The 24,090-nt window shown below is 71.9% G+C and carries 18 protein-coding genes; 14 read left to right on the top strand and 4 right to left on the bottom strand.

What is annotated here, in order from left to right:
- Positions 1-42 precede the first annotated feature (42 nt).
- Complete coding sequence (locus IE140_RS21080) at positions 43-1,263, top strand: acyl-CoA dehydrogenase family protein (RefSeq protein WP_032767522.1); 1,221 nt, start codon at positions 43-45, stop codon at positions 1,261-1,263.
- Positions 1,264-1,330: 67 nt separating this feature from the next.
- Here IE140_RS21080 and IE140_RS21075 read toward each other — a convergent pair whose 3' ends face one another.
- The gene (locus IE140_RS21075) at positions 1,331-1,774 is read right to left on the bottom strand and encodes a cell division protein SepF (RefSeq protein ID WP_006123495.1); all 444 of its coding nucleotides are present in this window, start codon (positions 1,772-1,774) and stop codon (positions 1,331-1,333) included.
- A gap of 309 nt (positions 1,775-2,083) precedes the next feature.
- On the opposite strand from IE140_RS21075, the gene IE140_RS21070 reads away from it, so the two are divergent.
- Positions 2,084-3,298: a DUF5685 family protein gene (locus tag IE140_RS21070; RefSeq protein ID WP_189460615.1), complete on the top strand. Its 1,215-nt coding sequence runs from the start codon at positions 2,084-2,086 to the stop codon at positions 3,296-3,298.
- A 34-nt stretch (positions 3,299-3,332) separates the two neighbouring features.
- Here the strand turns inward: IE140_RS21070 and IE140_RS21065 are convergent, their stop codons facing one another.
- Positions 3,333-4,271, bottom strand: coding sequence for an ABC transporter substrate-binding protein (locus IE140_RS21065; protein ID WP_150193154.1), 939 nt, complete (start codon positions 4,269-4,271; stop codon positions 3,333-3,335).
- A 504-nt stretch (positions 4,272-4,775) separates the two neighbouring features.
- Here IE140_RS21065 and IE140_RS21060 point away from each other — a divergent pair.
- The 8 genes from IE140_RS21060 to IE140_RS21025 all read left to right on the top strand — a co-directional run bounded on the left by IE140_RS21060 (position 4,776) and on the right by IE140_RS21025 (position 13,511).
- Positions 4,776-5,654: an amino acid ABC transporter permease gene (locus tag IE140_RS21060; protein WP_093442851.1), complete on the top strand. Its 879-nt coding sequence runs from the start codon at positions 4,776-4,778 to the stop codon at positions 5,652-5,654.
- Positions 5,651-7,492, top strand: a complete 1,842-nt coding sequence (locus IE140_RS21055; protein WP_150193155.1) for an FAD/NAD(P)-binding protein — start codon at positions 5,651-5,653, stop codon at positions 7,490-7,492. The genes IE140_RS21060 and IE140_RS21055 overlap by 4 nt, the downstream gene beginning before the upstream one ends.
- A gap of 158 nt (positions 7,493-7,650) precedes the next feature.
- The gene (locus tag IE140_RS21050) at positions 7,651-8,403 is read left to right on the top strand and encodes an amino acid ABC transporter ATP-binding protein (protein ID WP_093442847.1); all 753 of its coding nucleotides are present in this window, start codon (positions 7,651-7,653) and stop codon (positions 8,401-8,403) included.
- 113 nt (positions 8,404-8,516) lie between these two features.
- Entirely contained in the window at positions 8,517-9,593 is a 1,077-nt protein-coding gene (locus IE140_RS21045; protein WP_150193156.1) for an LLM class flavin-dependent oxidoreductase, read from the top strand.
- A 14-nt stretch (positions 9,594-9,607) separates the two neighbouring features.
- Positions 9,608-10,888, top strand: a complete 1,281-nt coding sequence (locus IE140_RS21040; RefSeq protein ID WP_150193185.1) for an NtaA/DmoA family FMN-dependent monooxygenase — start codon at positions 9,608-9,610, stop codon at positions 10,886-10,888.
- Between the two features lie 4 nt (positions 10,889-10,892).
- Positions 10,893-11,714: a DUF1684 domain-containing protein gene (locus IE140_RS21035; RefSeq protein ID WP_150193157.1), complete on the top strand. Its 822-nt coding sequence runs from the start codon at positions 10,893-10,895 to the stop codon at positions 11,712-11,714.
- Positions 11,715-11,945: 231 nt separating this feature from the next.
- On the top strand, positions 11,946-12,845 hold the full coding sequence (locus IE140_RS21030) for a S1 family peptidase (RefSeq protein WP_093442841.1): 900 nt from the start codon (positions 11,946-11,948) through the stop codon (positions 12,843-12,845).
- Positions 12,846-13,031: 186 nt separating this feature from the next.
- On the top strand, positions 13,032-13,511 hold the full coding sequence (locus IE140_RS21025; protein WP_010070273.1) for a hypothetical protein: 480 nt from the start codon (positions 13,032-13,034) through the stop codon (positions 13,509-13,511).
- Between the two features lie 27 nt (positions 13,512-13,538).
- On the opposite strand, the gene IE140_RS21020 is transcribed toward IE140_RS21025, so the two are convergent.
- Entirely contained in the window at positions 13,539-14,435 is an 897-nt protein-coding gene (locus IE140_RS21020) for a DUF4231 domain-containing protein (RefSeq protein WP_167533420.1), read from the bottom strand.
- A 660-nt stretch (positions 14,436-15,095) separates the two neighbouring features.
- Between IE140_RS21020 and fxsA the strand changes: the two genes are divergently transcribed.
- The 4 genes from fxsA (at position 15,096) to fxsT (ending at position 22,970) form a co-directional block, all read left to right on the top strand.
- Entirely contained in the window at positions 15,096-15,260 is a 165-nt protein-coding gene (fxsA, locus tag IE140_RS21015; protein ID WP_010056998.1) for an FxSxx-COOH cyclophane-containing RiPP peptide, read from the top strand.
- Between the two features lie 30 nt (positions 15,261-15,290).
- Positions 15,291-17,624: a radical SAM/SPASM protein FxsBH, inactivated beta-hydroxylase extension form gene (fxsBH, locus tag IE140_RS21010; RefSeq protein ID WP_150193158.1), complete on the top strand. Its 2,334-nt coding sequence runs from the start codon at positions 15,291-15,293 to the stop codon at positions 17,622-17,624.
- Positions 17,625-17,697: 73 nt separating this feature from the next.
- Positions 17,698-19,038: an FxsC protein gene (fsxC, locus tag IE140_RS21005; protein WP_158690776.1), complete on the top strand. Its 1,341-nt coding sequence runs from the start codon at positions 17,698-17,700 to the stop codon at positions 19,036-19,038.
- Positions 19,035-22,970, top strand: coding sequence for an FxSxx-COOH system tetratricopeptide repeat protein (fxsT, locus tag IE140_RS21000; RefSeq protein WP_093442835.1), 3,936 nt, complete (start codon positions 19,035-19,037; stop codon positions 22,968-22,970). Before fsxC ends, fxsT begins: the two co-directional genes overlap by 4 nt.
- 81 nt (positions 22,971-23,051) lie before the next feature.
- On the opposite strand, the gene IE140_RS20995 is transcribed toward fxsT, so the two are convergent.
- Positions 23,052-23,939, bottom strand: a complete 888-nt coding sequence (locus tag IE140_RS20995) for an alpha/beta fold hydrolase (RefSeq protein WP_093442833.1) — start codon at positions 23,937-23,939, stop codon at positions 23,052-23,054.
- Positions 23,940-24,090: the final 151 nt, after the last annotated feature.

The following is a 24,090-nucleotide window of genomic DNA, read 5'->3' as shown; positions in this document are numbered from 1 at the left end:
CCGGTCCCTCCGAGCACCGTGCGAGCCGCCGGAGGCACCCTCATGTCCAGCACCGAGTCCGCGAAGCCGTCGAAGCTCCCGCCGTTCGACGCCGCCGATCCCCTCGGTATCGACGACCTGCTCGGCCCGGACGACCTCGCGATCCGCGACACCGTCCGCACCTGGGCCACCGACCGGGTCCTGCCGCACATCGCCGAGTGGTACGAGAAGGGCGAGCTGCCCGGTATCCGGGAGCTGGCCCGCGAACTCGGCGCCCTGGGCGCGCTCGGCATGTCCCTGGACGGCTACGGCTGCGCCGGTGCGAGCGCCGTCCAGTACGGGCTGGCCTGCCTGGAGCTGGAGGCCGCCGACTCCGGGATCCGCTCGCTCGTCTCCGTACAGGGGTCGCTCGCCATGTACGCGATCCACCGCTTCGGGTCCGAGGAGCAGAAGCAGCGGTGGCTGCCCGGCATGGCGGCCGGCGAGATCATCGGCTGCTTCGGCCTGACCGAGCCCGACCACGGCTCGGACCCGGCGGGGATGCGGACGTACGCCAAGCGCGACGGCGAGGACTGGATCCTCACCGGCCGCAAGATGTGGATCACCAATGGCTCGGTCGCCGGGGTCGCCGTCGTCTGGGCGCAGACCGACGAGGGCGAGGACGGCCGGGGCATCCGGGGCTTCGTCGTGCCGACCGACGCCCCCGGCTTCTCGGCCCCGGAGATCCACCACAAGTGGTCGCTGCGCGCCTCGGTCACCAGTGAGCTGGTCATGGACGAGGTGCGGCTGCCGGCCGACGCCGTGCTGCCGGACGCGAAGGGGCTGCGCGGCCCGCTCAGCTGTCTGAGCCATGCGCGCTACGGCATCGTCTGGGGGTCCATGGGCGCGGCGCGGGCCAGCTTCGAGTCGGCCCTCGACTACGCGAGGAGCCGGGAGCAGTTCGGCCGCCCGATCGGCGGTTTCCAGCTCACCCAGGCCAAGCTGGCGGACATGGCCCTGGAGCTGCACAAGGGCATCCTGCTCGCCCACCACCTGGGCCGCCGGATGGACGCGGGCGGTCTCCGGCCGGAGCAGGTCAGTTTCGGCAAGCTCAACAACGTGCGGGAGGCGATCGAGATCTGCCGCACCTCGCGCACGATCCTCGGGGCCAACGGAATCTCGCTGGAGTATCCGGTCATGCGGCACGCGACGAACCTGGAGTCGGTGCTCACCTACGAGGGCACCGTGGAGATGCACCAGCTGGTACTGGGCAAGGCGCTCACCGGTCTCGACGCCTTCCGGTGACGGAGGTGCGCCGTGACGCGCACGCCGGCCGGCGGCGTTGACCGGATCTTTCCGGCGAGCGCCCTGCTCAGCTCTGGTTGAAGAAGCCGTCGGCCTTGCGGCCGGCGGCTTCGCCCGCCACCACCTGGGTGTCGGCGGGGGACAGCAGGAAGACCCGGGTGGCCACCCGGTCGATCGAGCCGCGCAGACCGAAGATCAGCCCGGCGGCGAAGTCCACCACGCGCTTGGCGTCGGCGGGGTCCATGGCCGTGAGGTTGACGATCACCGGGACGCCGTCCCGGAAGAGCTCACCGATGGCCCGCGCGTCCCGGAAGCTGTCCGGGGTCACCGTCGCGATCCGGCGGTCCCGCTCCTCGGCGGCCTCGGCGGCCACCTGCACCCGCGGGTCGGTGACCCAGGCCTGGTTGCCCGTACCGGTCTCCGTGCCCTCGTTGTACTCGTCGTCGTAGTACCGCTCGTCGTTGTCCTCCACGAGGCCCAGCCAGGCACTCGCCTTGCGCACCGATCCCATGGACGCCTCCTCTCACCGCGGTTCTGTGGCGTTCCGCATCTCTTTCGTATCCCTATGGTCGTCCATGATGCGGATAGCGCGCCAAGTAGATAGTCGGCTCGCAGGCGATTCGTGACGCTACTGGTGCAGAGGATGTGGCGATTCGTCAGGGTTCGTCCCGCATAAGGGGGGTTGCGAAAAGAAAATATGATGCGTCGAGCCGTACGGGTGATGCTGCCGACGGACGGGTGAACGGATGGCTGGATACGATGCACGACGCCCCGGTGCGCGAGCGTCGCGCACCGGCTGAACGGCTCTCGGGGGATCGTCGTGTTCGGAATCGTCAGGCCCTGCACCCACCGCCTCTCCGAAGGTCTCAGGGTCGAGTGGATGGCCCATCTCTGCGGTCTCTGCCTGGCTCTGAGGGCGGATCACGGACAGTTCGCCCGTATCGTGACGAACTACGACGGCCTCATCGTCTCTGTCCTGACGGAGGCTCAGACGGGCCTCGCGCCCGGCGGGCGTCGCACCGCGGGCCCCTGCCCGCTGCGCGCCATGCGCACCGCGCCGGTCGCCCAGGGCGAAGGGGCCCGGCTCGCCGCCGCAGTCTCGCTCGTCCTCGCCTCGGCCAAGGTCCGCGACCACGTCGCCGACCGCGACGGGCTGTTGGCCCGCCGCCCGGTCGCCGCCGCCGCGCGCCGGGTGGCCGCCGGATGGGACCGGGCGGGTGCGCGGACCGGCGCGGCCCTCGGCTTCGACACCGCCCTCCTGGTCGACGCGGTCGACCGGCAGACCGGGATCGAGACGCTCGCCGGACTCGGCACCCCGCTGCTGACGGTCACCGAACCCACCGAGACCGCCACCGCCGCCGCCTTCGCCCACACCGCCCACCTCGCCGGGAAGCCGCAGAACGCCGCGCCCCTCGCGGAGGCCGGCCGGCTCTTCGGGCGGCTCGCCCATCTGCTGGACGCGGTCGAGGACCGGGAGGCGGACGCCGCGTCGGGCGCCTGGAACCCGCTGACGGCCACCGGCACCCCGCTCGCCGAGGCGCGGCGGCTCTGTGACGACGCGCTGCACGGCGTACGGCTCGCGCTGCGCGAGGTGGAGTTCACCGACGGCAAGCTCGTCCACGTCCTGCTCGCCCACGAGCTGCGGCGCTCCGTCGACCGGGCGTTCGGCACCTCCTCCTGCTCGCACCAGGAGGGCACGGGGCCGCTGACCCCGGACGGCTCCTTCGGGCCCCCGCCGGGCAATCCGTACGGTGCGCCGCCCGGCAACCCGTACGCCCCCGGCGGCCCCGGCTCCCCGCCCCCTCCACCGCAGCCGCCCCGCGACCGGCGCGGCCTCATCGCAGGATGCCTGGTCTGGGTCGGACTCGCCTGCACCTGCCAGATGTGCTGCGGGAGCTTCGAGGACCCCTGGAGCCGGGAGCGGCGGCAGGCGCCGTGCCAGAGCTGCGGCGACTGCTGCGAGGCGTGCAGCTGCTGCGGCGACTGCGGGGAGGGCTGCTGCTGTTGCGGGGAGTCCTGCGGCTGCGACTGCTGAGGCCGCCTGCCGTCCCGTCCGGGCTGACGCCGGGTCACTTCAGCTCGGGCGGGGAGATCTCGGAGGTCTCGATCGCGGACTCGGTCGTGCCCCACTTCCTCAGGATGCGGTCGTAGGTCCCGTCCGCCTTGAGCCGGTTGACGGCGGCCTGGAAGGCGGGGGTCAGCGGGCTGCCCTTCTTGAAGGCGAAGCCCACGTCGAGCCGCTTGAACTCGTTGAGGAAGCGCAGCCCCTCCTGCTGGGTCACCGCGTAGCGCAGTCCGTTGATGGTCGACATGACGACATCGGAGCGGTTCTGCTGGAGCGAGATCCAGACCGCCGCCTGGTCGGCGTAGGTCCTGACCTTGTACGGCTTCTTTCCCGCTTCCGCGCACCGGGGCAGATTCTCCTGGAGTGTCACCTCGAAGGTGGTGCCCGCCCCGGTCGCCACGTCCAGGCCGCACAGCTGGGTGAGGTCGGTGACCTTCTTCAGCTCGCTGTCCTCGCGGACCGCGAAGCCCTGCCCGTCGTTGATGTAGGTCACGAAGTCGATGGTTTTGCGGCGTTCGTCGGTGACGCCGAAGTTCCCCGTGCCCAGGTCGTACTTCCCGCTGCCGAGCGCCGGCAGGATCGCCTCGAAGGACGCCACCTCCCGCTTCAGCTCCAGCCCCAGGGTACGGGCCGCCGCGTCCGCGAAGTCGATGTCGGCGCCGGCCGGCGTGGAGCCGTCCTCCTCGTAGAAGGCGCCGGGCGGCGTGCCGACGGACGAGGCGATCCGCAGCGTGCCCGCCTCGCGCACCCCGGTGGGCAGCAGCTTCGCGGCGGCCTCGTCCTTGCCTACCTTCGAGACGACGTCGCTCGTCGGGGCCTTCCCCCGGGCGGCGGCCCCGCCGGATCCTCCACCCGCAGGGTCCGCCGGCTCCGCGCAGCCGGCGAGCGTCAGGGCGGTCACGGTGACCAGGGCGAACAGGGCGGTATGCCGGGATCGGGACATGGGGGTGCTTCTCCGGGTTCGTCGGGGGACGCCGACCGCCCCGGGCCGCGGCGGCACGGAGCCGGGGCGGCACGGGGGAGCGGCGAAAGGCTTCAGCGGTGCGGAAGAGCGTTCAGCAAGGCGAGGGGAGGGCGGAGCGGTGTGGCGAAGGTGAGGGTGAAGTCACGCGGGGAACTGGGCTCGAACGCCGGAAAAGTGGCGTGAGCAGGGAAAACCGGACAGCAGAGGGTCGGCTCAACAGGAAGAGGACCACACACGACCGAAGTCGATGTGGGAGCGGGTGACCAGCCACTGCTGCGGATGCATGGGCCAAGTTGAACAGGCATCCGAGGGCGCGTCAACCGAGGTGAGATCTGCGGCTCACAGTGTGGACAGGCTTGACAACTCCCCGCGCACGCCGCTTATCTCGGAGCAGGACCGGCGCTGAGGGGCCCGGTCCACGTGTGGTTCTACCGGTGTGAAGGCACGCCCCGTGTTCGATCTGAGTATCCACGGAGCTCCCGCATGCCCCCGCAGACCGTCTCGCTGCCCTCGTCCTCGCCTCCCCCCGCCTCGCCGTCGCTCACCAAGGACGCTGCCGATGCGGTGCCGCGCATCGTTCCCGTACGCCGAACAGGTCGCTGGGCGGCGGCTGTTGCCGTGCTCGTGCTGCTCGCGCTCGCGATGGACTCCGTGATCCGCAACGACGCCTTCCAGTGGGACGTCGTGCTCGCGTACTTCGCCACCGCGTCCGTCCTGCGCGGGCTCTGGCTCACCCTCTGGCTCACCGCGGTGGTCATGGTGCTCGGATTCGCCCTGGGCGCCCTGCTCGCCGTCCTGCGGCTTTCGGGCAACCCGGTTCTCCGGGCGGTCAGTTGGGGGTACGTCTGGCTCTTCCGGTCCACCCCGATCCTGGTCCAGCTGCTGTTCTGGTTCAACATCGGCGCCCTGTACCCGCAGATCCTCGGCGTCTCCACGGTCAGTCTCCTCGGCCCCGTCACCATCGCCGTCATCGGGCTCACCCTGCACGAGGCCGCGTACGCCGCCGAGGTGGTGCGCGGCGGGATCCTCTCCGTCGAGCGCGGACAGATCGAGGCCGCCCAGTCCCTCGGCCTCGGCCCGTGGCGGCGGTTCCGGCGCATCGTGCTGCCGCAGGCCATGCGCTCCATCGTGCCGCCGGCCGGGAACATGCTGATCGGCACCCTCAAGGGCACCTCCATCGTCAGCATCATCGCCGTGCAGGACCTGCTGTACTCCGTCCAGCTCGTCTACCACCGCACCTACCAGGTCATTCCGCTGCTCCTCGTCGCCACCATCTGGTACGCGGCCGTCACCACACTGCTGAGCATCGGCCAGCGCTACGTCGAGCGGTACTACGCCCGGGGCACGGCGGGTGCGCGATGACCGCCGCACCCGGCATCGTGGTGATCGGCGGCGGCCCCCGGGGCACGGGCGTGATCGAGCGCATCGCCGCCAACGCCGTTGAGCTGTACGGGGATCTGCCCCTGGACCTCCACGTCGTCGACCCCCACCCGGCGGGCGGCGGCCGGATCTGGCGCCCCGACCAGTCGCCGCTGCTGTGGATGAACTCCATGGCCGAGGACGTCACCATGTTCACCGACGAGACGGTGGAGCTCGCCGGCCCCGTCGTGGCAGGTCCGGCCCTGGACGCCTGGGCCGAGGACGTCCGCGCGGGGCGCGTCACCCCGGACGCGGACCCCGCCGTGCTGGCCGAGATCCACGGCCTCGCCGGGGCGGACTTCCCCACCCGGCGCCTCCAGAGCGCCTATCTGCGCTGGACCTACGAGCGCGCGCTGGCCGCCCTGCCACCCGGCATCACCGTGCACGAGCACCGCACCACCGCCCTCGCCGTCACCGGACCGCGCGGCGGCCGGCAGCGCGTCCGGCTCCAGGACCGCCCCGAACCCCTGCTCGCCGACCTCGTCGTCCTCACCGTCGGCCACCTCGACGCCGAACAGGACCCCGAGCAGAAGGGACTGGCGGATTTCGCCCGGCGGCACGCCCTGGTCCACCTGCCGCCCGACTTCACCGCCGACAGCGGCCTAGACGCCCTGCGCCCCGGGGAGCCCGTCATCGTCCGGGGCTTCGGCCTCGCCTTCGTCGACCTGATGGTCCTGCTCACCGAAGGACGCGGCGGGCGGTACGAGAACGGGGTGTACCTGCCGTCCGGCCGCGAACCGGTGCTGTACGTCGGATCACGGCGCGGCGTCCCGTACCACGCGAAGATCGGCTACCCCTGGACCGGTGAACGGCCGCCCCTGCCACAGCACTTGGGACCCGAGTGGACCGAGGAGCTGCTTGAGCGGACCGGGCCGCTCGACTTCCGGCGCGACATCTGGCCGGCGGTCGCGAAGGAGCTGGGCCACGCCCACTACCACCGGCTGTTCACCGCCCACCCCGAACGCACCGCCCTGGCCCACGAGGTCTTCGCCGAGAAGTACGCCGCCGCCGACCCGGGCAGCCCCGAACTGGCCGGGCTGATCGCCGAGGCCGTGCCCGACCCCGCCGACCGGCTCGACCTGGACGCCCTGGACCGGCCCCTGGAAGGCGTCCGCCACGATTCGCCCGAAGCCCTCCAGGAAGCCCTGCGCGCCCACATCGCCGCCGACCTGGCCCGCCGTCACGACCCGGAGCACAGCGAGGACCTCGCGGTCTTCCTCGGCCTGCTCTCCGCCTACGCCCAGCTCGTCCGGCTCGGCGACATCGGCTCCTGGTGGCACGGCTTCTTCAGCTATCTGGCCTCCGGACCGCCGGGCCCCCGCCTCCAGCAGCTCCTGGCCCTCTCCCGGGCCGGGGTGGTCCGCTTCCTCGGCGCCGGCCTCACCGTGGAGACCGACGAGGAGCAGGGTCTCTTCCGGGCCCGCAGCGCCACCGTCCCCGGTGCGCACACCGAGGCCCGCGCACTGGTCGAGGCCCGGCTCCCCGACCCCTCGCTCCGGCACACCGCGAGCCCGCTGCTGCGCGCCCTGCGCGACGGCGGGTCGGCCGTCACCGACGGCGGGCTGCTCGCGGTGGACCCGGGCGACAGCCGGGTCCTGGACGACGAGGGCCGCCCGCACCCGCGCCGCTTCGCGCTGGGCCCGTTCACCACCGCCCGTTCCAGTGGGGCCTTCACCCGGCCCCGTACCGGCGGGCCCGCGTTCCGGCAGAACGACGCCGCCGCCCGCGCCGCGCTCACCTTCCTGCGCGACCACTCCTGTCGCGGCCGGCTCGCCTCCTGAGCGGCCCGCCCGGCCCGCTTCCGTACCGACGGATCTCCGCACCCTCCTCCCGCACCACGGCTTCAGCGCCCAAGGACTCCTCTCATGCCACTGACCAGCGACCCACCCATCGATCCGCCCGTCGTCAAGGAGGCCCGATGAGCACACCCAGCGATGCCATGGTCGAAATCCGCTCCGTGCACAAGAAGTTCGGCTCCCTGGAGGTGCTGCGCGGCATCGACCTGTCGGTCCGCCCCGGCGAGGTCACCGTCGTCCTCGGCCCGTCCGGCTCCGGGAAGTCCACCCTGCTGCGCACCATCAACCACCTGGAGAAGGTCGACCGGGGCTGGATCAGCGTGGACGGCACCCTGGTCGGCTACCGCAGGGACGGCAGCAAGCTCTACGAGCTGCGCGAACGCGAGGTGCTGCGCCAGCGCACCAAGATCGGCTTCGTCTTCCAGAACTTCCATCTCTTCCCGCACCTCACCGTCCTGGAGAACATCATCGAGGCCCCGGTCTCGGCGCTGGGCCACCCCCGCAAGGCGGCCGTGGCTGCGGCGGAGAAGCTGCTCGAACGGGTCGGCCTCGCCGACAAGGCGACGGCCTACCCCGCCCAGCTCTCCGGCGGCCAGCAGCAGCGCGTCGCCATCGCCCGCGCCCTGGCCCCGGAACCCCGCCTGCTCCTCTTCGACGAGCCGACCTCCGCGCTCGACCCCGAACTCGTCGGCGAGGTCCTCGACGTCATGAAGGACCTGGCCCTCGGCGGCACCACGATGATCGTCGTCACCCATGAGATCGGCTTCGCCCGCGAGGTCGCCGACACCGTCGTGTTCATGGACGAGGGCCGCATCGTCGAACAGGGCCCGCCCGCCGACGTACTCGACCACCCCACCCAGGAGCGCACCCGCGCGTTCCTCTCCAAGGTCCTCTGAAACCCGCCTCTCCTTCACGCAAGGAGCACATGACGCCCGGGCCGTGCGGGTGCCGTCGTGGCGACGACCCTCGCGAGGCCCCCGACCGACCGCAGACCCGAGAGGTCCCCGATATGTCCGCCCGTACATCCCTCCATCTGGCCGCCGAGATCGGCGGCCCGCCGCACTACGACGCCGGGCACTACCTCCGCCTTGCGGGGCTCGCCGAGGACGGCGCGCTCGACTACGTCACCCTCGGCGACTCCTTCGCCCGCCCCGGGCTCGACGCGCTCGCCGTCCTCGCCCGCGTCGCACCCGCCACCGACCGCATCGGCCTCGTCCCGACCGTGACCACCACCCACACCGAGCCCTTCCACGTCTCCTCGGCCGTCGCCACCCTGGACTGGGTGAGCCGGGGCCGCGCGGGCTGGCAGGCCGACGTCTCCACCACCGAGGCGGAGGCCCGGCTCTTCGGCAGACGACCCGCCGCACCGCCCGACGCGCTCTGGCAGGAGGCCGGGGAGGTCGCCGACGTCTCCGGGCGGCTCTGGGACAGCTGGGAGGACGACGCCGAGATCCGGGACGCCGCCACCGGCCGCTTCATCGACCGGGACAAGCTGCACTACGTCGACTTCGAGGGCTCCACCTTCACGGTGAAGGGCCCCGCGATCGTGCCGCGTCCGCCGCAGGGCCGCCCGGTCACCGTCATCGACGCCACCACCGCCCCGGCCCGCGCGGCGGCCGCCCGGCACGCCGACGTCGTCCACGTCCGGGCCACCACCCCCGAGCAGGCGGCAGCCGTCCGCGACGAGGTGCGCGCCAAGGCCGCCGCCCACGGGCGCGACCCCGGGGCCCTGCGCGTCCTGGTCGCGCTCACCGTCGACCTCGGGGACGTGGAGACCGCGCCGGAACCCGGTCTGGAGTTCGGACCGCAGCTCGCCGGGCGCGGCACCTACTTCCGGGGCGGCCCGGTCGACCTCGCCGACCTCATCGCCCAGTGGCACCGTGCGGGCGCGGCCGACGGCTTCCACCTCACGCCCATCACCCCCGAACGCGACCTCGAAAGGATCGTCAACGGCACAGTGGCCCTCCTCCAGCACCGCAGCCTCTTCCGTACCTTCCACCCCGGCGGCACCCTGCGCGAACACCTGGGCCTCGGGCGCCCCGCGAGCCGCTACGCCGCCGCCAGGACCGCCGCGAAGGAGGCCTGACCGTGCCCCGTCCGATGCATCTCGCCGCCCACTTCCCGGGCGTCAACAACACCACGGTGTGGGCCGATCCCCGCTCCCGCAGCCAGATCGACTTCTCCTCCTTCGAGCAGCTGGCGAGGACGGCGGAGCGCGGGAAGTTCGACTTCTTCTTCCTCGCCGAGGGGCTGCGGCTGCGCGAGCACAACGGCCGCATCCACGACCTCGACGTGGTCGGCCGGCCCGAGTCGCTGACCGTGCTGAACGCGCTGGCCGCCGTCACCGAACGGCTCGGCCTCGCCGCCACCGTGAACGCCACCTTCAACGAGCCCTACGAACTGGCCCGCCGCCTGGCCACCCTCGACCACCTCAGCGGGGGCCGCGCCGCCTGGAACGTGGTGACCTCGTCCGACGCCTTCACCGGGGAGAACTTCCGCCGGGGCGGCTATCTGGACCGGGCCGAGAGGTACACCCGGGCCGCCGAGTTCGTCGCCACCGCCCGGGAACTGTGGGACACCTGGACGCCCGAGGGCGTCTCGCGGCCGTTCGCCCACGAGGGGCCGCAGTTCACGGTCTCCGGGGAGTTCACCGTCCCGCGCTCGCCGCAGGGCCACCCGGTCGTCATCCAGGCCGGGGACTCCTCCGAGGGCCGGGAGTTCGCCGCGTCCGCCGCCGACATCATCTTCACCCGGCACGGCACCCTGGAGGCGGGCCGGGACTTCTACGCCGACGTCAAGGGCCGGCTCGCGGCGTACGGCCGGGAGGCCGACAGCCTCAAGATCATGCCCGGGGTCACCGTGGTCGTCGGCGACAACGATGCCGAGGCGCAGGAGAAGGCCGCGGAGATCCGCCGTCAGCAGGTCTCCCCGCAGAACGCGATCCTCGCCGCCGAGCAGATCTGGGGCACCGACCTCTCCGCGTACGACCCCGACGGGCCGCTCCCCGACATCGACCCGGTCCCCGAATCCGGGATCACCCGGGGCCGGGTCCTGCACGGTGACCCCTCCGCGGTCGTCGCCCGCTGGCGCGCGCTCGCCGAGGCCAAGGGGCTCTCCCTGCGGGGGACCGTCATCGAGACGACCACCCGGCAGTCGTTCATCGGCTCGCCCAGCACCGTCGCGGCGGACCTGACGGCCTTCGTCGACCAACGGGCCGCCGACGGGTTCATCCTCGTCCCCCATCTCACCCCCGGCGGCCTGGACGACGTCGTCGACCGGGTCGTCCCGCTCCTCCAGGAGAGCGGCGCGTTCCGCTCCGAATACACCGGCTCCACGCTGCGGTCGCACCTCGGTCTGCCGGAGCCGGTATGGAAAGGTTGACCGCATGAGCACGGACGCACAGCAGCAGGAGCAGGGCGGCGGCGGGCCGGACGCCGTGCGGGACTGGCAGCGGTGGCACGAGGGGCGCGTCGTCGCCGTCGCCGCCCCGTACGGCCCGCTCTCCCTGACCGGAACCCACTGGCTCTCCGACCACCCGGAAGGGCGAATTCCGGCCGTCCCCGGTCTCTGGCGCGAGGACGGCGACGAGGTGGTCCTCACGGCCGCCCCCGAGGACGGCATCGTCGTCGACGGCAAGCCCCTGACCGGCGAGGTCCGGCTCGGCGCGGACCGCGGACCCATCGACGACTCCCGGGTCGCGCAGGGGGAGCGGCGTCTGGTGGTCCTCCGTCGCGAAGGGCTGTGGGCGGTACGGGACTTCGACCCGGGATCACCGGCCCGGCACGCCTTCTCGACCATCGAGGCCACCCCGTACGACCCCCGCTGGACACTGTCCGGGACCTTCCGCCCGTACGCCGACCGGACCGTACGGGTGGCCAACGCGGACGGGGTCGAGCGCGGTCTCGGGCTCGGCGGGGAGCTCGCCTTCACGGTGGAAGGACAGGAGCACACGCTCCAGGTCGCGGTCGAGCCCGACGGGTCGCTGTGGGCCGTCTTCGCCGATGTGACCAGCGGGAACAGCAGCTACCGCTTCCGTTTCCTGCGGCCCGGGGCGCCCGCCGCCGACGGCAGCGTGAGCGTCGACTTCAACCGCGCGCTGCTCCCGCCGTGCGCCTTCGCCGATCACTTCATCTGCCCCTTCCCACCCCCGGGCAACACGCTCACCGTGGCGGTCGGGGCGGGGGAGCGGAACCGGATCGACGCCTGACCCCGCGCGACACCTCTCCGGCCCCGGCAGCCCTACGGTTTTCGGGGCCGGATGCGGGTGGGGCCCGCGTGGCCGAAAGGCATTCTTGCGCCTCCCGTCCGGGCCCCTCGATACTCCGGTCAGCGATTGTCAGGGGCACGGCAATTCCGGAATCCGGACAGGCCCCCGACTGCGCCTCACGGGCCCGCCACCCCACAGGAGGGCCCCCGATTCCCCTCGGAGGAACCCGACGTGAGGATCAAGCGCACCAACAACCGCTCCATCGCGGCGAGACGCGTCCGTACCACGGCCGTCCTCGCGGGGCTCGCCGCCGTCGCGGCGATGGCCATCCCCACCGCGAACGCCGAAACCCCCCGGACGTTCAGCGCCAACCAGCTGACCGCGGCGAGCGACGCCGTGCTCGGCGCCGACATCGCGGGCACCGCCTGGAACATCGACCCGCAGACCAAACGCCTCGTCGTCACCGTCGACAGCACGGTCACGCAGGCGGAGATCAACCAGATCAAGAAGTCGGCGGGCGCCAACGCCGACGCGCTGCGCATCGAACGCACCCCCGGCAAGTTCACCAAGCTGATCTCCGGCGGCGACGCGATCTACTCCGCCACCGGACGCTGCTCGCTGGGCTTCAACGTCCGCAGCGGCAGCACCTATTACTTCCTGACCGCCGGCCACTGCACCAACGGCACGGGCACCTGGTACGCCAACTCCGCCCGCACCACCGTGCTCGGGACGACCTCCGGGTCCAGTTTCCCGAACAACGACTACGGCATCGTGCGTTACACCAACAGCAGCATCACCAAGAGCGGCACCGTCGGCAGCCAGGACATCACCAGCGCCGCCAACGCCTCCGTCGGCATGTCCGTCACCCGCCGCGGCTCCACCACCGGCACGCACAGCGGTTCGGTCACCGGACTCAACGCCACCGTCAACTACGGAGGCGGCGACGTCGTCTACGGCATGATCCGCACCAACGTCTGCGCCGAGCCCGGCGACTCCGGCGGCCCGCTCTACTCCGGCACCCGGGCGATCGGTCTCACCTCCGGCGGCAGCGGCAACTGCTCCTCCGGCGGTACGACCTTCTTCCAGCCGGTCGTGGAAGCCCTGAACGCGTACGGCGTCAGCGTGTACTGACCGGCCCCGCCGATCGGGTACGGAGCTGTCCGTACATACGTGCCCCCGTCCGGAATTCCGGACGGGGGCTCCCGCTCGCCGGGGGGCTCTTGAGAGGATGTCGCCACGACGGATCGTCGTGACGGGGCGGCGGGGGCGGGGGCGCTCCCGGGGTGCGCCCCGCTGGCATCAGGGGGTAGCAGATCCGTGTACCGCATCGGAGTGACCGGTCACCGCTCCATCCCCGCCGAGGCGGAAGCCCATGTGCTCGCCGGAATCCGGGCCGCCCTGTGCGGCCCCGACCGAGCCGTCCAGGCGCTCTCCAGCCTGGCGGTCGGCGCCGACCAGCTCTTCGCCGACCTCGCCCTCACCTGCGGCGCCGAACTGACCGCCGTGATCCCCAGCGGCGACTACGAGGCCTGTTTCGACAACGCCGCCGACCTCGCCCGCTACCGGACGCTCAAGGCGCGCGCGGCGCGGGAGGTCCGGCTCGACTTCCCGCACTCCACCGACGAGGCGTACTACGCGGCGGGCGCCTACATCGCCGACCACTGCGACCGGCTGCTCGCGGTCTGGGACGGCCTCCCCGCCCGGGGTCTCGGCGGCACGGGCGACATCGTGACGTACGCCCGCACGCTCGGCCGCCCGGTCACCGTCATCTGGCGCGACGGGGTGCTGCGCGGCTGACCGGAGCCGGGGCCGCGCCCAAGGGACTCACACGCGGTGTCTGACCAGCCAGTCGGTGTGCTCGGGCGACACGATCCGCTCGGTCTCGAACACCGCCGCCGGCCAGTGCCGTTCGGTGAGGGTGGTCTCCATGGCGGCCTGCATCGACTCCAGGTCCTGCTCCACCAGCGAGTGCGCCGAGATCAGCGGATGGTGCCGGCGCATCTCGTTCCAGGCGAGACAGGCCGCCGCCGCCGCGGACAGCGCCCCCGTCAGACCGAACGACCGGCCCACCCCGAAGGTCTGGAGCACACTCAGCGCCAGCGCCGGGAGCGTCAGCGCGACAATCGCGCCCGACCACATGAGCGCCCCGCGCCGGGAGGCCTGCTGACGCCGGCGGTACCAACGGCGCTGTTCGATGAGCCGGTCCCGTACATACGTCTCCTTGCGGACCGTGTAGGCCTTGTTCCGCAACGCGCGCATGGAATCCGTGATGAGCCCGCCGGAATCCGGCAGTTCCTCGCGGGGATCGGCCCAGCCCACCTTCCGCAGCTCCTGGAGACCGTCCTCCAGCCGGTTCGCGAACAGCGCCTCCGGATGCTCGGACGCGCTGTCGAACGGAGCGCCGTGCACCGCGTACCGCCAGCAGTTCGATTTGATGAACTCGGCTGCGGAGCGGTTGAGTTGCCAATGCGACTTTGCTTTGCGCTGGGAGGCGAGGAAGGTCGTGAAGAGCACGCCCAGATAGGCCAGCACCGCCGCGCCGTACAGCGCCCGGGCCGCGGGCCCGTCCTCGGCGTGCCAGGGCAGCGCCGCGGGCACGGTGCCGGCCACGAGCAGCGCAAGCTGCGCCCGGGTGGTGTTCACGGCCTCGCGCTGGCGGGCCACGGCGACCGCGTCCGTGTGATGGAACAGCTCGGGCAGGTCGTCGTTCCTGAAGACCATGGATCTCAGCGGCTCGGGCAACGCCGTCACGGTCGCCTCCGTCTGCAGTTGTCGTATGACCCGGCCGGCCGTCACGCCTGACCCGTCCGGGGCCACGAGAGTAGGTGGGAGGGCAGGGCCGGGCAAGAGCGCCTCGGCCCCCCGGACGGCCGCCACGACGGGGTTCGGCCACGTCCGCGCGGGGTGCGCCGGGAAGGCCGGGCCGCGCCCTGCCCGTGCCCGGGGCCGGGGCGCGGACGGCGCGACCGCCGTGCGGCGGTCGACCGCCCCGGAGCGGAGCCGGTGAACGAGTGAATTACGGCCCCCGCCAGGGCGTCCCGGCGACCCGTCGAGGCCGCGGCGGGCGCCTCGCGGTTCGCGCGACCGCGCCCGGTCCGGGCGGGCTCCGAAGCTGTCCGCAAGCCTCCCACCTGCGAAAGCCGGCGGCGGATCGGCCGGCTCTCCCGTCCGAAGGTCCCGCCGCTCGTGCCCCGATCACCCAAGAGGCCGAACGGAAGGCGTGTTTCGACTTTCGAAACACCGGAGTGAAGGCTGTTCCGCCGACATGTGGAGGGGCCTCCGCGGTAGTAAAGTGCGCGTGCCGGGCCGTGTGATGACACGGAATCCGGCAGCGTTTCAATGTCCGGAAACAGACCCCCTCAGGATCCCCCTAGGACGGCCGTGAAGACCTACGGAACCACCCCCGACTTCGCCCCTGCGAAGACCCGCGCAACCCTCGCGGCGACCGACGTCCGCAGCGCCGACGCCGTCACGAAGATCAACCGCGTATGCGGTGCCACCACGGCCCGGTCCACCCGGATCTCCACGTTCAATTCCGCTCTCTGAGCAGGCGTCAGAACTGGCTAGAATGGCGGAATGACAGGACCCCTGGTCCCCTTCCGCGAATTCGTTCTCAAAGTGCACAGCAGGTGCGATCTTGCCTGCGACCACTGCTACGTCTACGAACATGCAGATCAGAGCTGGCTGACTCGACCGAAAGTCATCTCCGACGAGGCAATTTCCTGGACAGCCCGGCGTCTGGCCGAGCATGCGACCACTCATGCGCTTCCCTCCGTCACAGTGATCCTGCACGGCGGGGAACCGCTCCTGGCAGGGCCCGCGCGACTGCGCCGGGTCTGCGAGGAGCTCGGCTCGGCCCTGAACGGCATCGCTGAGCTGGACCTCAGGATCCACACCAACGGCGTCCAGCTCAGCCCCCGTTACCTCGACCTCTTCGACGAGTTCCACGTCCGGGTCGGGATCTCCCTCGACGGCGACCGCGCCGCCAACGACCGCCACCGCCGGTTCGCCGACGGACGCAGCAGCCACCCGATGGTGCTGCGAGCGGTCGAACTGCTCCGCGAGGAGCGCTACCGCCACCTGGACCTCGGCCTGCTCTGCACGGTCGACATCCACAACGACCCGGTGGCCGTGCACGACGCCCTCGCCGAACTCGAACCCCCGCTCGTCGACTTCCTGCTGCCGCACGCCACCTGGGACGAGCCGCCGCCGCGCCCGGACGGATCGCCCACCGCGTACGCCGCATGGCTCCTGACCGTCTTCGACCGCTGGACGGAACGGGGCCGCCCCATGCCCGTCCGGATGTTCTCATCAGTGCTCTCCAGCCTGAGCGGCGGCCCCAGTCTCACCGAGTCCCTGGGCCTCGCCCCCACCGACCTCGTCGTCATCGAGACCGACGGGACGCTGGAACAGGTCGACTCGCTCAAGAGCGCCTACGAAGGCGCTGCCGCCACCGGGTTCGACGTCTTCAGCAACACCTTCGACGAGGTCGCCGCCCACCCCGGCGTCCGGGCCCGGCAGCTCGGTCTGGCCGGCGTCAGCGAGACCTGCCGCCGCTGCCCGGTCGTACGCTCGTGCGGCGGCGGGCTCTACACCCACCGCTACCGCTCCGACGGCGCCTCCGGCGGCGGCTTCGACAACCCCTCCGTGTACTGCGCCGACCTGGCCGCCCTGATCCGGGGCATCGAGGAACGGACCGTCGCCGCCACCGAATCACCCGCCGTCCGCTCGCCCGCCGCCCTGCTCGCCGCCCACCAGGACCTGACCCGGACCCTGCTCGCCGTGGTTCACGACACCCTCGGCGGGCGGGGCGGAGCGCTCTGGGACGACGCCTGGCGGCTCGCGGCGGCGGTCGAGGCGGACACCGCCGGCGCCGACGCGCTCGACGCGGTCCTCGCGCACCCCTACACCCGCACCTGGCTGGTCGACGCCCTCACGGACCTCGACGCCGGCCGGGGACTCGCGGAACCCGCCGCCGAACGGCTCGCCGCCACCGTGGCCGCCGCAGCCGTCCGCGCCCGGCTCGACCTGCCCGTCCCCGTGGCGTACCGCGACGGAGGCCTGCACCTGCCCACCCTCGGCACCGTGGTCCTCGGCGGGCCGGGGGAGCGGGGAGCGGCGGTGGTGCACCCTGCGGACGGCGGATTCCTCGTCCGGGAGACGGAAGCCGCGCCCGGCACCGGACGGCGCATCGCCCCCGACGAGCCCGAAGGGCCGCACTGGCTGCCGGTCCGCGTCCTGCGGCAGGCACCGGCCCCCGCCCTCCTGCTGGACGACCTCGACCCCCTCCGCGACTGCTTCGACGCCCCCGCGGTCGACCGCCTCGCAGCCGAGGACGCCGAGGCCTGGGCGCACCGGATCGCGGGGGCCTGGGCGCTGCTGGCCGACGCCGTACCGGACCAGGCCGCCGAGGCCGCCCGTACGCTCACCACGCTGACCCCGCTCTCCACCGGGGCGGCCGCGCCGGGCCGCCACGGACCCGGAGCGCTCGGCTCCGGGCCGGTGACCGGCGCGATGGAGCCGGCACTCGGTCTGCTCAGCGGATTCCGCCGGGCGAAACTGCGGGCGCTCGGTGAAGTGACGGATCTTTACGCCCTGGACGGTACCTGGGAACATCGAACGCCCTGGGGGAACGAACACGTGACGTTCTCCCGACTGCTGGCCGAGACATACGAACGGGCGGGGCTCGGACTTTACGATCCGCGCTTCCTCACGGGTGTTCCGGAAGCACTCGACATGATCGAAAACGCGGCGGAGGTGACGGTCGACGGAAAACAGCTGATCGCCGCTGTCCGCAAGGAGATCAGCGGAACGCGGAGTGCGGCCGGTAGGAATCGCGGCAGGAGCCTCTCGCCGTCCGGTGATGGAGCGATCGTCCTGGTGTCTGACCGGAAAGTGACGTTCGAATGACCGAACGGGAGGGGCTGGAACGCGGCCCGCTCCGGAATGATGAGTTCGCTTGCACTCCCTTCCTCCTTCCGGGATGCGAGTGCTCATACAGGACGGGGGTCGTGTGCACGCATCGACGCAACAGCGAGCGGTGGGCCATCGGCCGTATTTCTTTCTGAGTTACGCCCACACGCCCGGGTACGGCGCCGGCACGGACCCCGATATGTGGGTCGAACGGCTTTTCCAGGATCTCTGCGGCCATGTGATGGCCATGACCGACTTACCCGCCGGCGCACCCGCGGGATTCATGGACCGGGAGATACGCTCCGGGGAGGGCTGGTCGGAACGGCTCGGCGACGTCCTCGCCACCTGCCGGGTCTTCGTTCCGCTGTTCTCGCCGCGCTACTTCGCCAGCGAGATGTGCGGCAAGGAGTGGTACGCCTTCGAACAGCGGGCCATCCACCACCGGGCCCGCTCCAACCAGCCGGCCGAGGCCATCGTCCCCGCACTCTGGGTGCCGGTGCCCCCGAGCCAACTGCCCGGTTCCGCCGAGCGGTTGCAGTTCAACCACCGCGACTTCGGCGAACGGTACGTCAGCGACGGCCTCTACGGTCTGATCAAACTCAGACTCTTCGCCGAGGAGTACGAACGGGCCGTCTACGAACTGGCCAAACGCATCGTCAGCGTCGCCGACTCGGTCCGCATCGACACCGGCCGGCCCGTCGACTACCGCCTCGCCCCCAGCGCCTTCGGTTCCCCCAGCAGCGGAGTCGGCGCACCCCGGCCGATGCAGATCACCATCGCGGCGCCCACCCGCCATGATCTGCCCGAGGGACGCAACAGCGACCACTACGGCGACCACCCCCAGGACTGGAACCCGTACTACCCCACCTCCGCCCGGCCGTTGGCCTATGTGGCCGAGGAACTGGTCCGCTCGCTCAACTACCAGGCCGTCATCACCTCGTTCGACGAGGACCGGCACGACGGCAAGGCCCCGCCCAGCACCCCGGAGATCCTGCTCGTCGACCGCTGGGCCCTGCGGGACGAGGACCACTGCCGCCGGCTCGCCGCCTTCGACGCGGAGAACCGGCCCTGGGTGACCATGGTCGTCCCGTGGAGCCGCGACGACCACCAGAGCCGGGCCGCGGAGACCGAGCTCACCGAGAAACTCGAAGCGGTCATGCCGGTGAAGATGGGCCAGGGCCGGGCCCTCTGCCGGGCCGCCGCGAAAGGAGTGCCCACCATGGAGGCCTTCGGCCAACTCCTGCCCCAGGTGGTCGAGGTGGCCGCCCAGCAGTATCTGAAGCACGCCAAGGCCTACCCGCCCGGATCCGGCGGCGGATCCGGCGAGCGGACCCGGCTCACCGGACCCATGGGCAACACGAGCTACATACCCGACCCGCACGACCCTGCGACGGAAGCGGAGGACCTATGAGTGCCGGTCGTGACGGGCGCATCGTCACCTTCTACTCGTACAAGGGCGGCACCGGGCGCACCATGGCGCTCGCCAACGTCGCCTGGATCCTCGCGGCCAACGGCAAGCGGGTCCTGGCCGTCGACTGGGACCTGGAGGCCCCCGGACTCCACCGGTTCTTCCACCCCTTCCTCGACCCGGCCACCCTCGGGGCCACCACCGGGGTGATCGACCTGATCACCGAGTACGCCTGGGCCGCGACCAGCCCCGCCCAGCGCGCCGAGGACTGGCACCGCGACTACGCCCGCATCCAGCCGCACGCCGTGTCGCTGACCCCGGAGTCGCTCGGCTGGGAGTTCCCGCAGGGCGGGACGCTCGACTTCGTCTCCGCCGGACGGCAGAACCGCGAGTACAGCGCCACCGTCTCCACCTTCGACTGGGACAACTTCTACGACCGGTTCGGCGGCGGCCACTTCTTCGACGCCCTGCGCGACGACATGAAGGCCAACTACGACTACGTCCTCATCGACAGCCGGACCGGCCTCAGCGACATCGCCGACATCTGCACCGTCCACCTCCCCGACGTGCTCGTCGACTGCTTCACCCTCAGCGACCAGTCCATCGACGGCGCGGCCTCCGTCGCCCGCCAGATCGCCGAGCGCAACACCGGCCGCCCCATCGCCCTCTACCCCGTACCGATGCGCATCGACGAGGGCGAGAAGGAGAAGGCGGACGCCGGACGGGCGCTGGCCCGGCTCAAGTTCGACCGGCTGCCGCGCGATCTGTCCGGCGACGAACTCACCGCCTACTGGGGGGCGGTGGAGATCCCGTACCGGCCCTACTACGCCTACGAGGAGACGCTCTCCACCTTCGGCGACGAGGCCGGGCTCACCAACTCGCTGCTCTCCGCCTTCGAACGCCTCACCGCGGTCATCACCGACCGGGAGATCACCTCGATGCCCCCGGTCGGCGAAGAGGTCCGGCTGCGGATCCGCGACGCCTTCACCCGGCGAAGGCCCGCCCTGCCCGCCGATCTCCACCTCAGCTATGTGGCGGAGAACCGGATGTGGGCCGACTGGCTCGAATCGATTCTCACCCGGGCCGGTTTCCGGGTCGTGCCGCGCGACGTCTCCGCCGAACGCCCGCCCGAGGAGCCCGCCGACACCACCGCCGAGAACGCCGCCCGCACCGTGGTCCTGCTCTCCAGCGCGTATCTGAAGTCCCAGCGCGCGGTCGAGCTGTGGGAACGGACCGCCGCCGAGGCCGTCGGCAGCGGCCGCCGCCGACTGGTCCCGCTGCGCATCGGGGACGTACGCCTCACCTCCCCGTACATCGACCGCAACCCGGTCGACCTCTTCCGGCTGGACGAGGTGCACGCCACCACCGCCGTGATGCGGGCCCTGGACCGCCCGGTCCAGGTCACCGACGGGGTCTCGCCCGGGCCCCGCTTCCCCGGCACCGTACCGAGGATCTGGAACGCGCCGCCCCGCAACCCCGGCTTCACCGGCCGCTCGCTCGTCCTGGAGCGGATGCGCGACCAGCTCGGCGGCGGCCTGGCCGTCGTCCTGCCGCAGCCGCAGACCCTGTACGGACTCGGCGGCGTCGGCAAGACCCAGGTGGCCCTGGAGTACGTGCACCGCTTCATGGCCGACTACGACCTGGTGTGGTGGATATCGTCCGAGCAGCCCGACGACGTCGTCGCCTCGCTCGCCGAACTCGCCGCCCGGCTCGGCGCCCAGGGCGGCGACGACATCGCGGCCGCCTCCCAGGAGGCCGTCGACCTGCTGCGGCGCGGGGTGCCCTCCGACCGCTGGCTGCTGGTCTTCGACAACGCGGACGACCCCGAGCAGCTGCGCCGCTACTTCCCGCAGGGCGGTTCCGGCCACATCCTGGTGACCTCCCGCAACCAGAGCTGGTCCCAGCACGGGGACGCGCTGCCCGTGGACGTCTTCCTGCGCGAGGAGTCCATCGAGCACCTCCAGCGCCGGGCCCCCGGGCTCAGCGACGAGGACGCCGCACAGGTGGCGACCGCGGTCGGCGACCTGCCGCTCGCCGTGGAGCAGGCGGCCGCCTGGATCGCGGAGACCGCCACCCCCATCGGCACCTATCTCGAACAGCTCGCCCAGCAGGCGCCCCAGGTCCTCGCGCTCAACCAGCCGGCCGGCTACCCGGAACCGGTCGCCGCGACCTGGAACATCTCCATCGCCCGGCTCCAGGAGCGCTCGCCCGCCGCCGTACGGCTGCTCCAGCTCTGCGCCTTCTTCGCGCCCGAACCGATCTCTGCGAACCTCCTCTACAGCAAGGAGATGATCGACGCGCTGAAGCCGTACGACTCCTCGCTCCAGGAGAAGCTGGTGCTGGGCCGCGTCATCCGGGAGATCGGCCGCTTCGCCCTGGCCAAGGTCGACCAGGTATCCAACTCCATCCAGGTGCACCGCCTCGTCCAGGCCGTGATCAAGGCACAGCTCAGCGAGGAGGAGCAGCGTGAGGCCCGGCACGTCGTCCACCGCATCCTCGCCGGGGCCCGCCCCGACGACGACGAGCCGATAGACAACCCGGAGACCTGGCCGCGCTTCGCCACGATCTGGCCGCACCTCGGCCCGTCCGACGCCCGCAACTGCAAGGAGCCGGAGACCCGCAGGCTGCTGATCGACCGCGTCCGCTACCTGTGGAAGCGCGGCGACATCAGGACCGCCTGGGCGCTGGGCGAGGACCTGCGCGAGCTCTGGCGCGACAAGCTGGGCGAGCGCGACCTCCAGTACCTGTACCTCCGCTTCCACCTCTCCAACATCCTCCGCACGCGCGGCCGTTACGTGGAGGCGAAGGAGCTGGACGAGGTCACCCTGGAGCGGCAGCGGGAGGTGCTGGGACCCGAGCACCCGCACACGTACATGACCACCAGCAGCCTGGCCATCGACCTCGGGCTGCTCGGCGACTACGCGCGGGCGATCGAGATGGCGACCGAGGCCCACGAGGGGTTCGGGCAGATCTTCCACGACTCCCACCCCCGGACCCTGGCCGCCGCCAACAACCTGGCCCTGAACCTGCGCAGCGTCGGCCAGTACGCCCGGGCCCGGGAGATCGACCAGGACGTCTACGACCTGCGCACCCAGGTGCTCGGACCGGACCACCCCTACAGCCTGTCCTCCGCCATGAACCTGGCGCGCGACCTGCGGGAGGTCGGCCGGTACGAGGACTCGGTGGGGCTGCTCAGCACGACGTACAACAGCCTCAAGGAGACGATGGGCCGTACCTTCCCCACCACGCTCAGTGCCGCGAAGAGCCTCGCGGTGTCGCTGCGCAGGGCGGGCCGGCTGGAGGACGCCCGCCGGCTCACGGTGGCGACCCGCGCCCGCTACCGGGCGAAGTACACCATCGCCAACCCCGAGTCGCTGGCCTGTGACCTCAACCTCGCGGCGGACCTGTTCGCGGCGGGCGAGAGCGCCGAGGCGCTGGAGACCGCGCAGGAGGTCGTCGACCAGTACATGAAGGTGCCGGGGGAGAAGCACCCGTACACCCTGGCGGCACAGAACAACCTCGGCGTCTATCTGACGGGCGCCGGGGAGCCGGAGGCGGCGGAGCGGGTGCTGACACAGGTCGTCGCCGCCATGCGGGAGGCGTTCGGCCGGGAGCACCCCAACACCCTGTTCTGTGTGATGAACCTGGCCAGCGCGACGGCCGACCGGGGCGATCTGGACATCGCGCTGGAGACCGAGCAGAGGCTGTCGGGGCAGTTCCGCGAAGCACTCGGGACGCACCATCCGGAGACCCTGGCGATGACCTCGAACATGGCGGTCACGCTCGACACGATGGGCCGGGAGGACGAGGCGGCGCAGTTGCGGTCGGAGCTCGTCGTGGAGCTGGCCCGCCAGCTCGGCGACGACCATCCGCTGGTACGGATCGCCCGCACCGAGCAACGGTTCCGGCGGGAGCTGGAGCCGATGATGGTGTGACGCGCCGCGCCGGGAGGCTCGGGGTGCCCTGCGGATCAGGGCCGGACACCCCCCTTGTCCTCCCGGCGCGAGGCGGCCGGGTCAGTTCCCGCCGCGGTGCTCCGGCTCTTCCAGCAGCCAGTCGAGGATGCGGGGGAGCATGGGGAACGCGTCGAAGTGCGCCGCTCTCGGCTCCAGTACGGTGGTGGCGCCCGGGATCTGCCCGGCCAGCCAGCGGGAGTGGCCGACCGGGGAGAAGACGTCCTGCACCCCGTGCCAGAGCAGCACCTCGCCGGTGATCCGGGACGGGTCGAACCCCCAGGGGCGGCAGAACGCGATGGCGTCGTCGATCCAGCCGTACGCCGAATGACGCAGCCCCTCGCTGAAGTTGCGCAGCAGCATGGACCGGATGCCCGCGTCGTTGACCACCAGCCGGTCGGAGTCGGTCAGCTCCCGGCGCAGATCGTCCAGCAGCCGCACCGGGTCCTGCCGGATCTGCGCCGAGCGGACGATGAAGGACCGCGCCAGGGACTCCGGGTCGTCGGCCGCCGTGGAGTACGCCAGCACGTTGGACGCGGACATCCCTTCGAACCAGTCGAGACCGGCCGCGTCCCGGGGTGCGAGACTGACCAGGGCCGCGGTCCGGGTGACCCGTTCCGGCATCAGCGCCGCGCAGGCCAGGGCGTGCGGGGCCCCGCCGGAGCGGCCCACCACGGCGAACCGCTCCAGCCCCAGCGCGTCGGCGATGGCGCGGACGTCCCCGACGACGTCGCTGATCCGCCGGCCCTCGTGGCGGTCGCTGTCGCCGTAGCCCGGGCGGTCGTAGGCGATGAGCTGCGTATGGCGCTGATAGAGGACCATGCCGCGGGGAGCGGGGCCGAGTCTGCTGCCCGGGGTGCCGTGCAGGAGGAAGACCGGTCTCCCCCGCGGGTCGCCCATCCGCTCGACCATCAGATGCCGCCCGTCCGCCGCGAGCACCCGATTGCGCACCCGTGCCTCCCCCGCTCGGTCACCCGGTCACCCGGCGGGCCCGGACCCGAGGTGCTTCCGGTGCCTGCCGCCGTTTCGATGATGACCCATCAGGGGCGTTACGGGCACCGTTCGTCGACGAGGAACTGTGAAGGTCCTGGGAGGCAGCCGA

Source organism: Streptomyces parvus (assembly GCF_014648875.1).
GTDB classification, from domain to species: Bacteria; Actinomycetota; Actinomycetes; order Streptomycetales; family Streptomycetaceae; genus Streptomyces; species Streptomyces parvus.
This window is presented reverse-complemented; position numbering and strand designations above follow the sequence as displayed.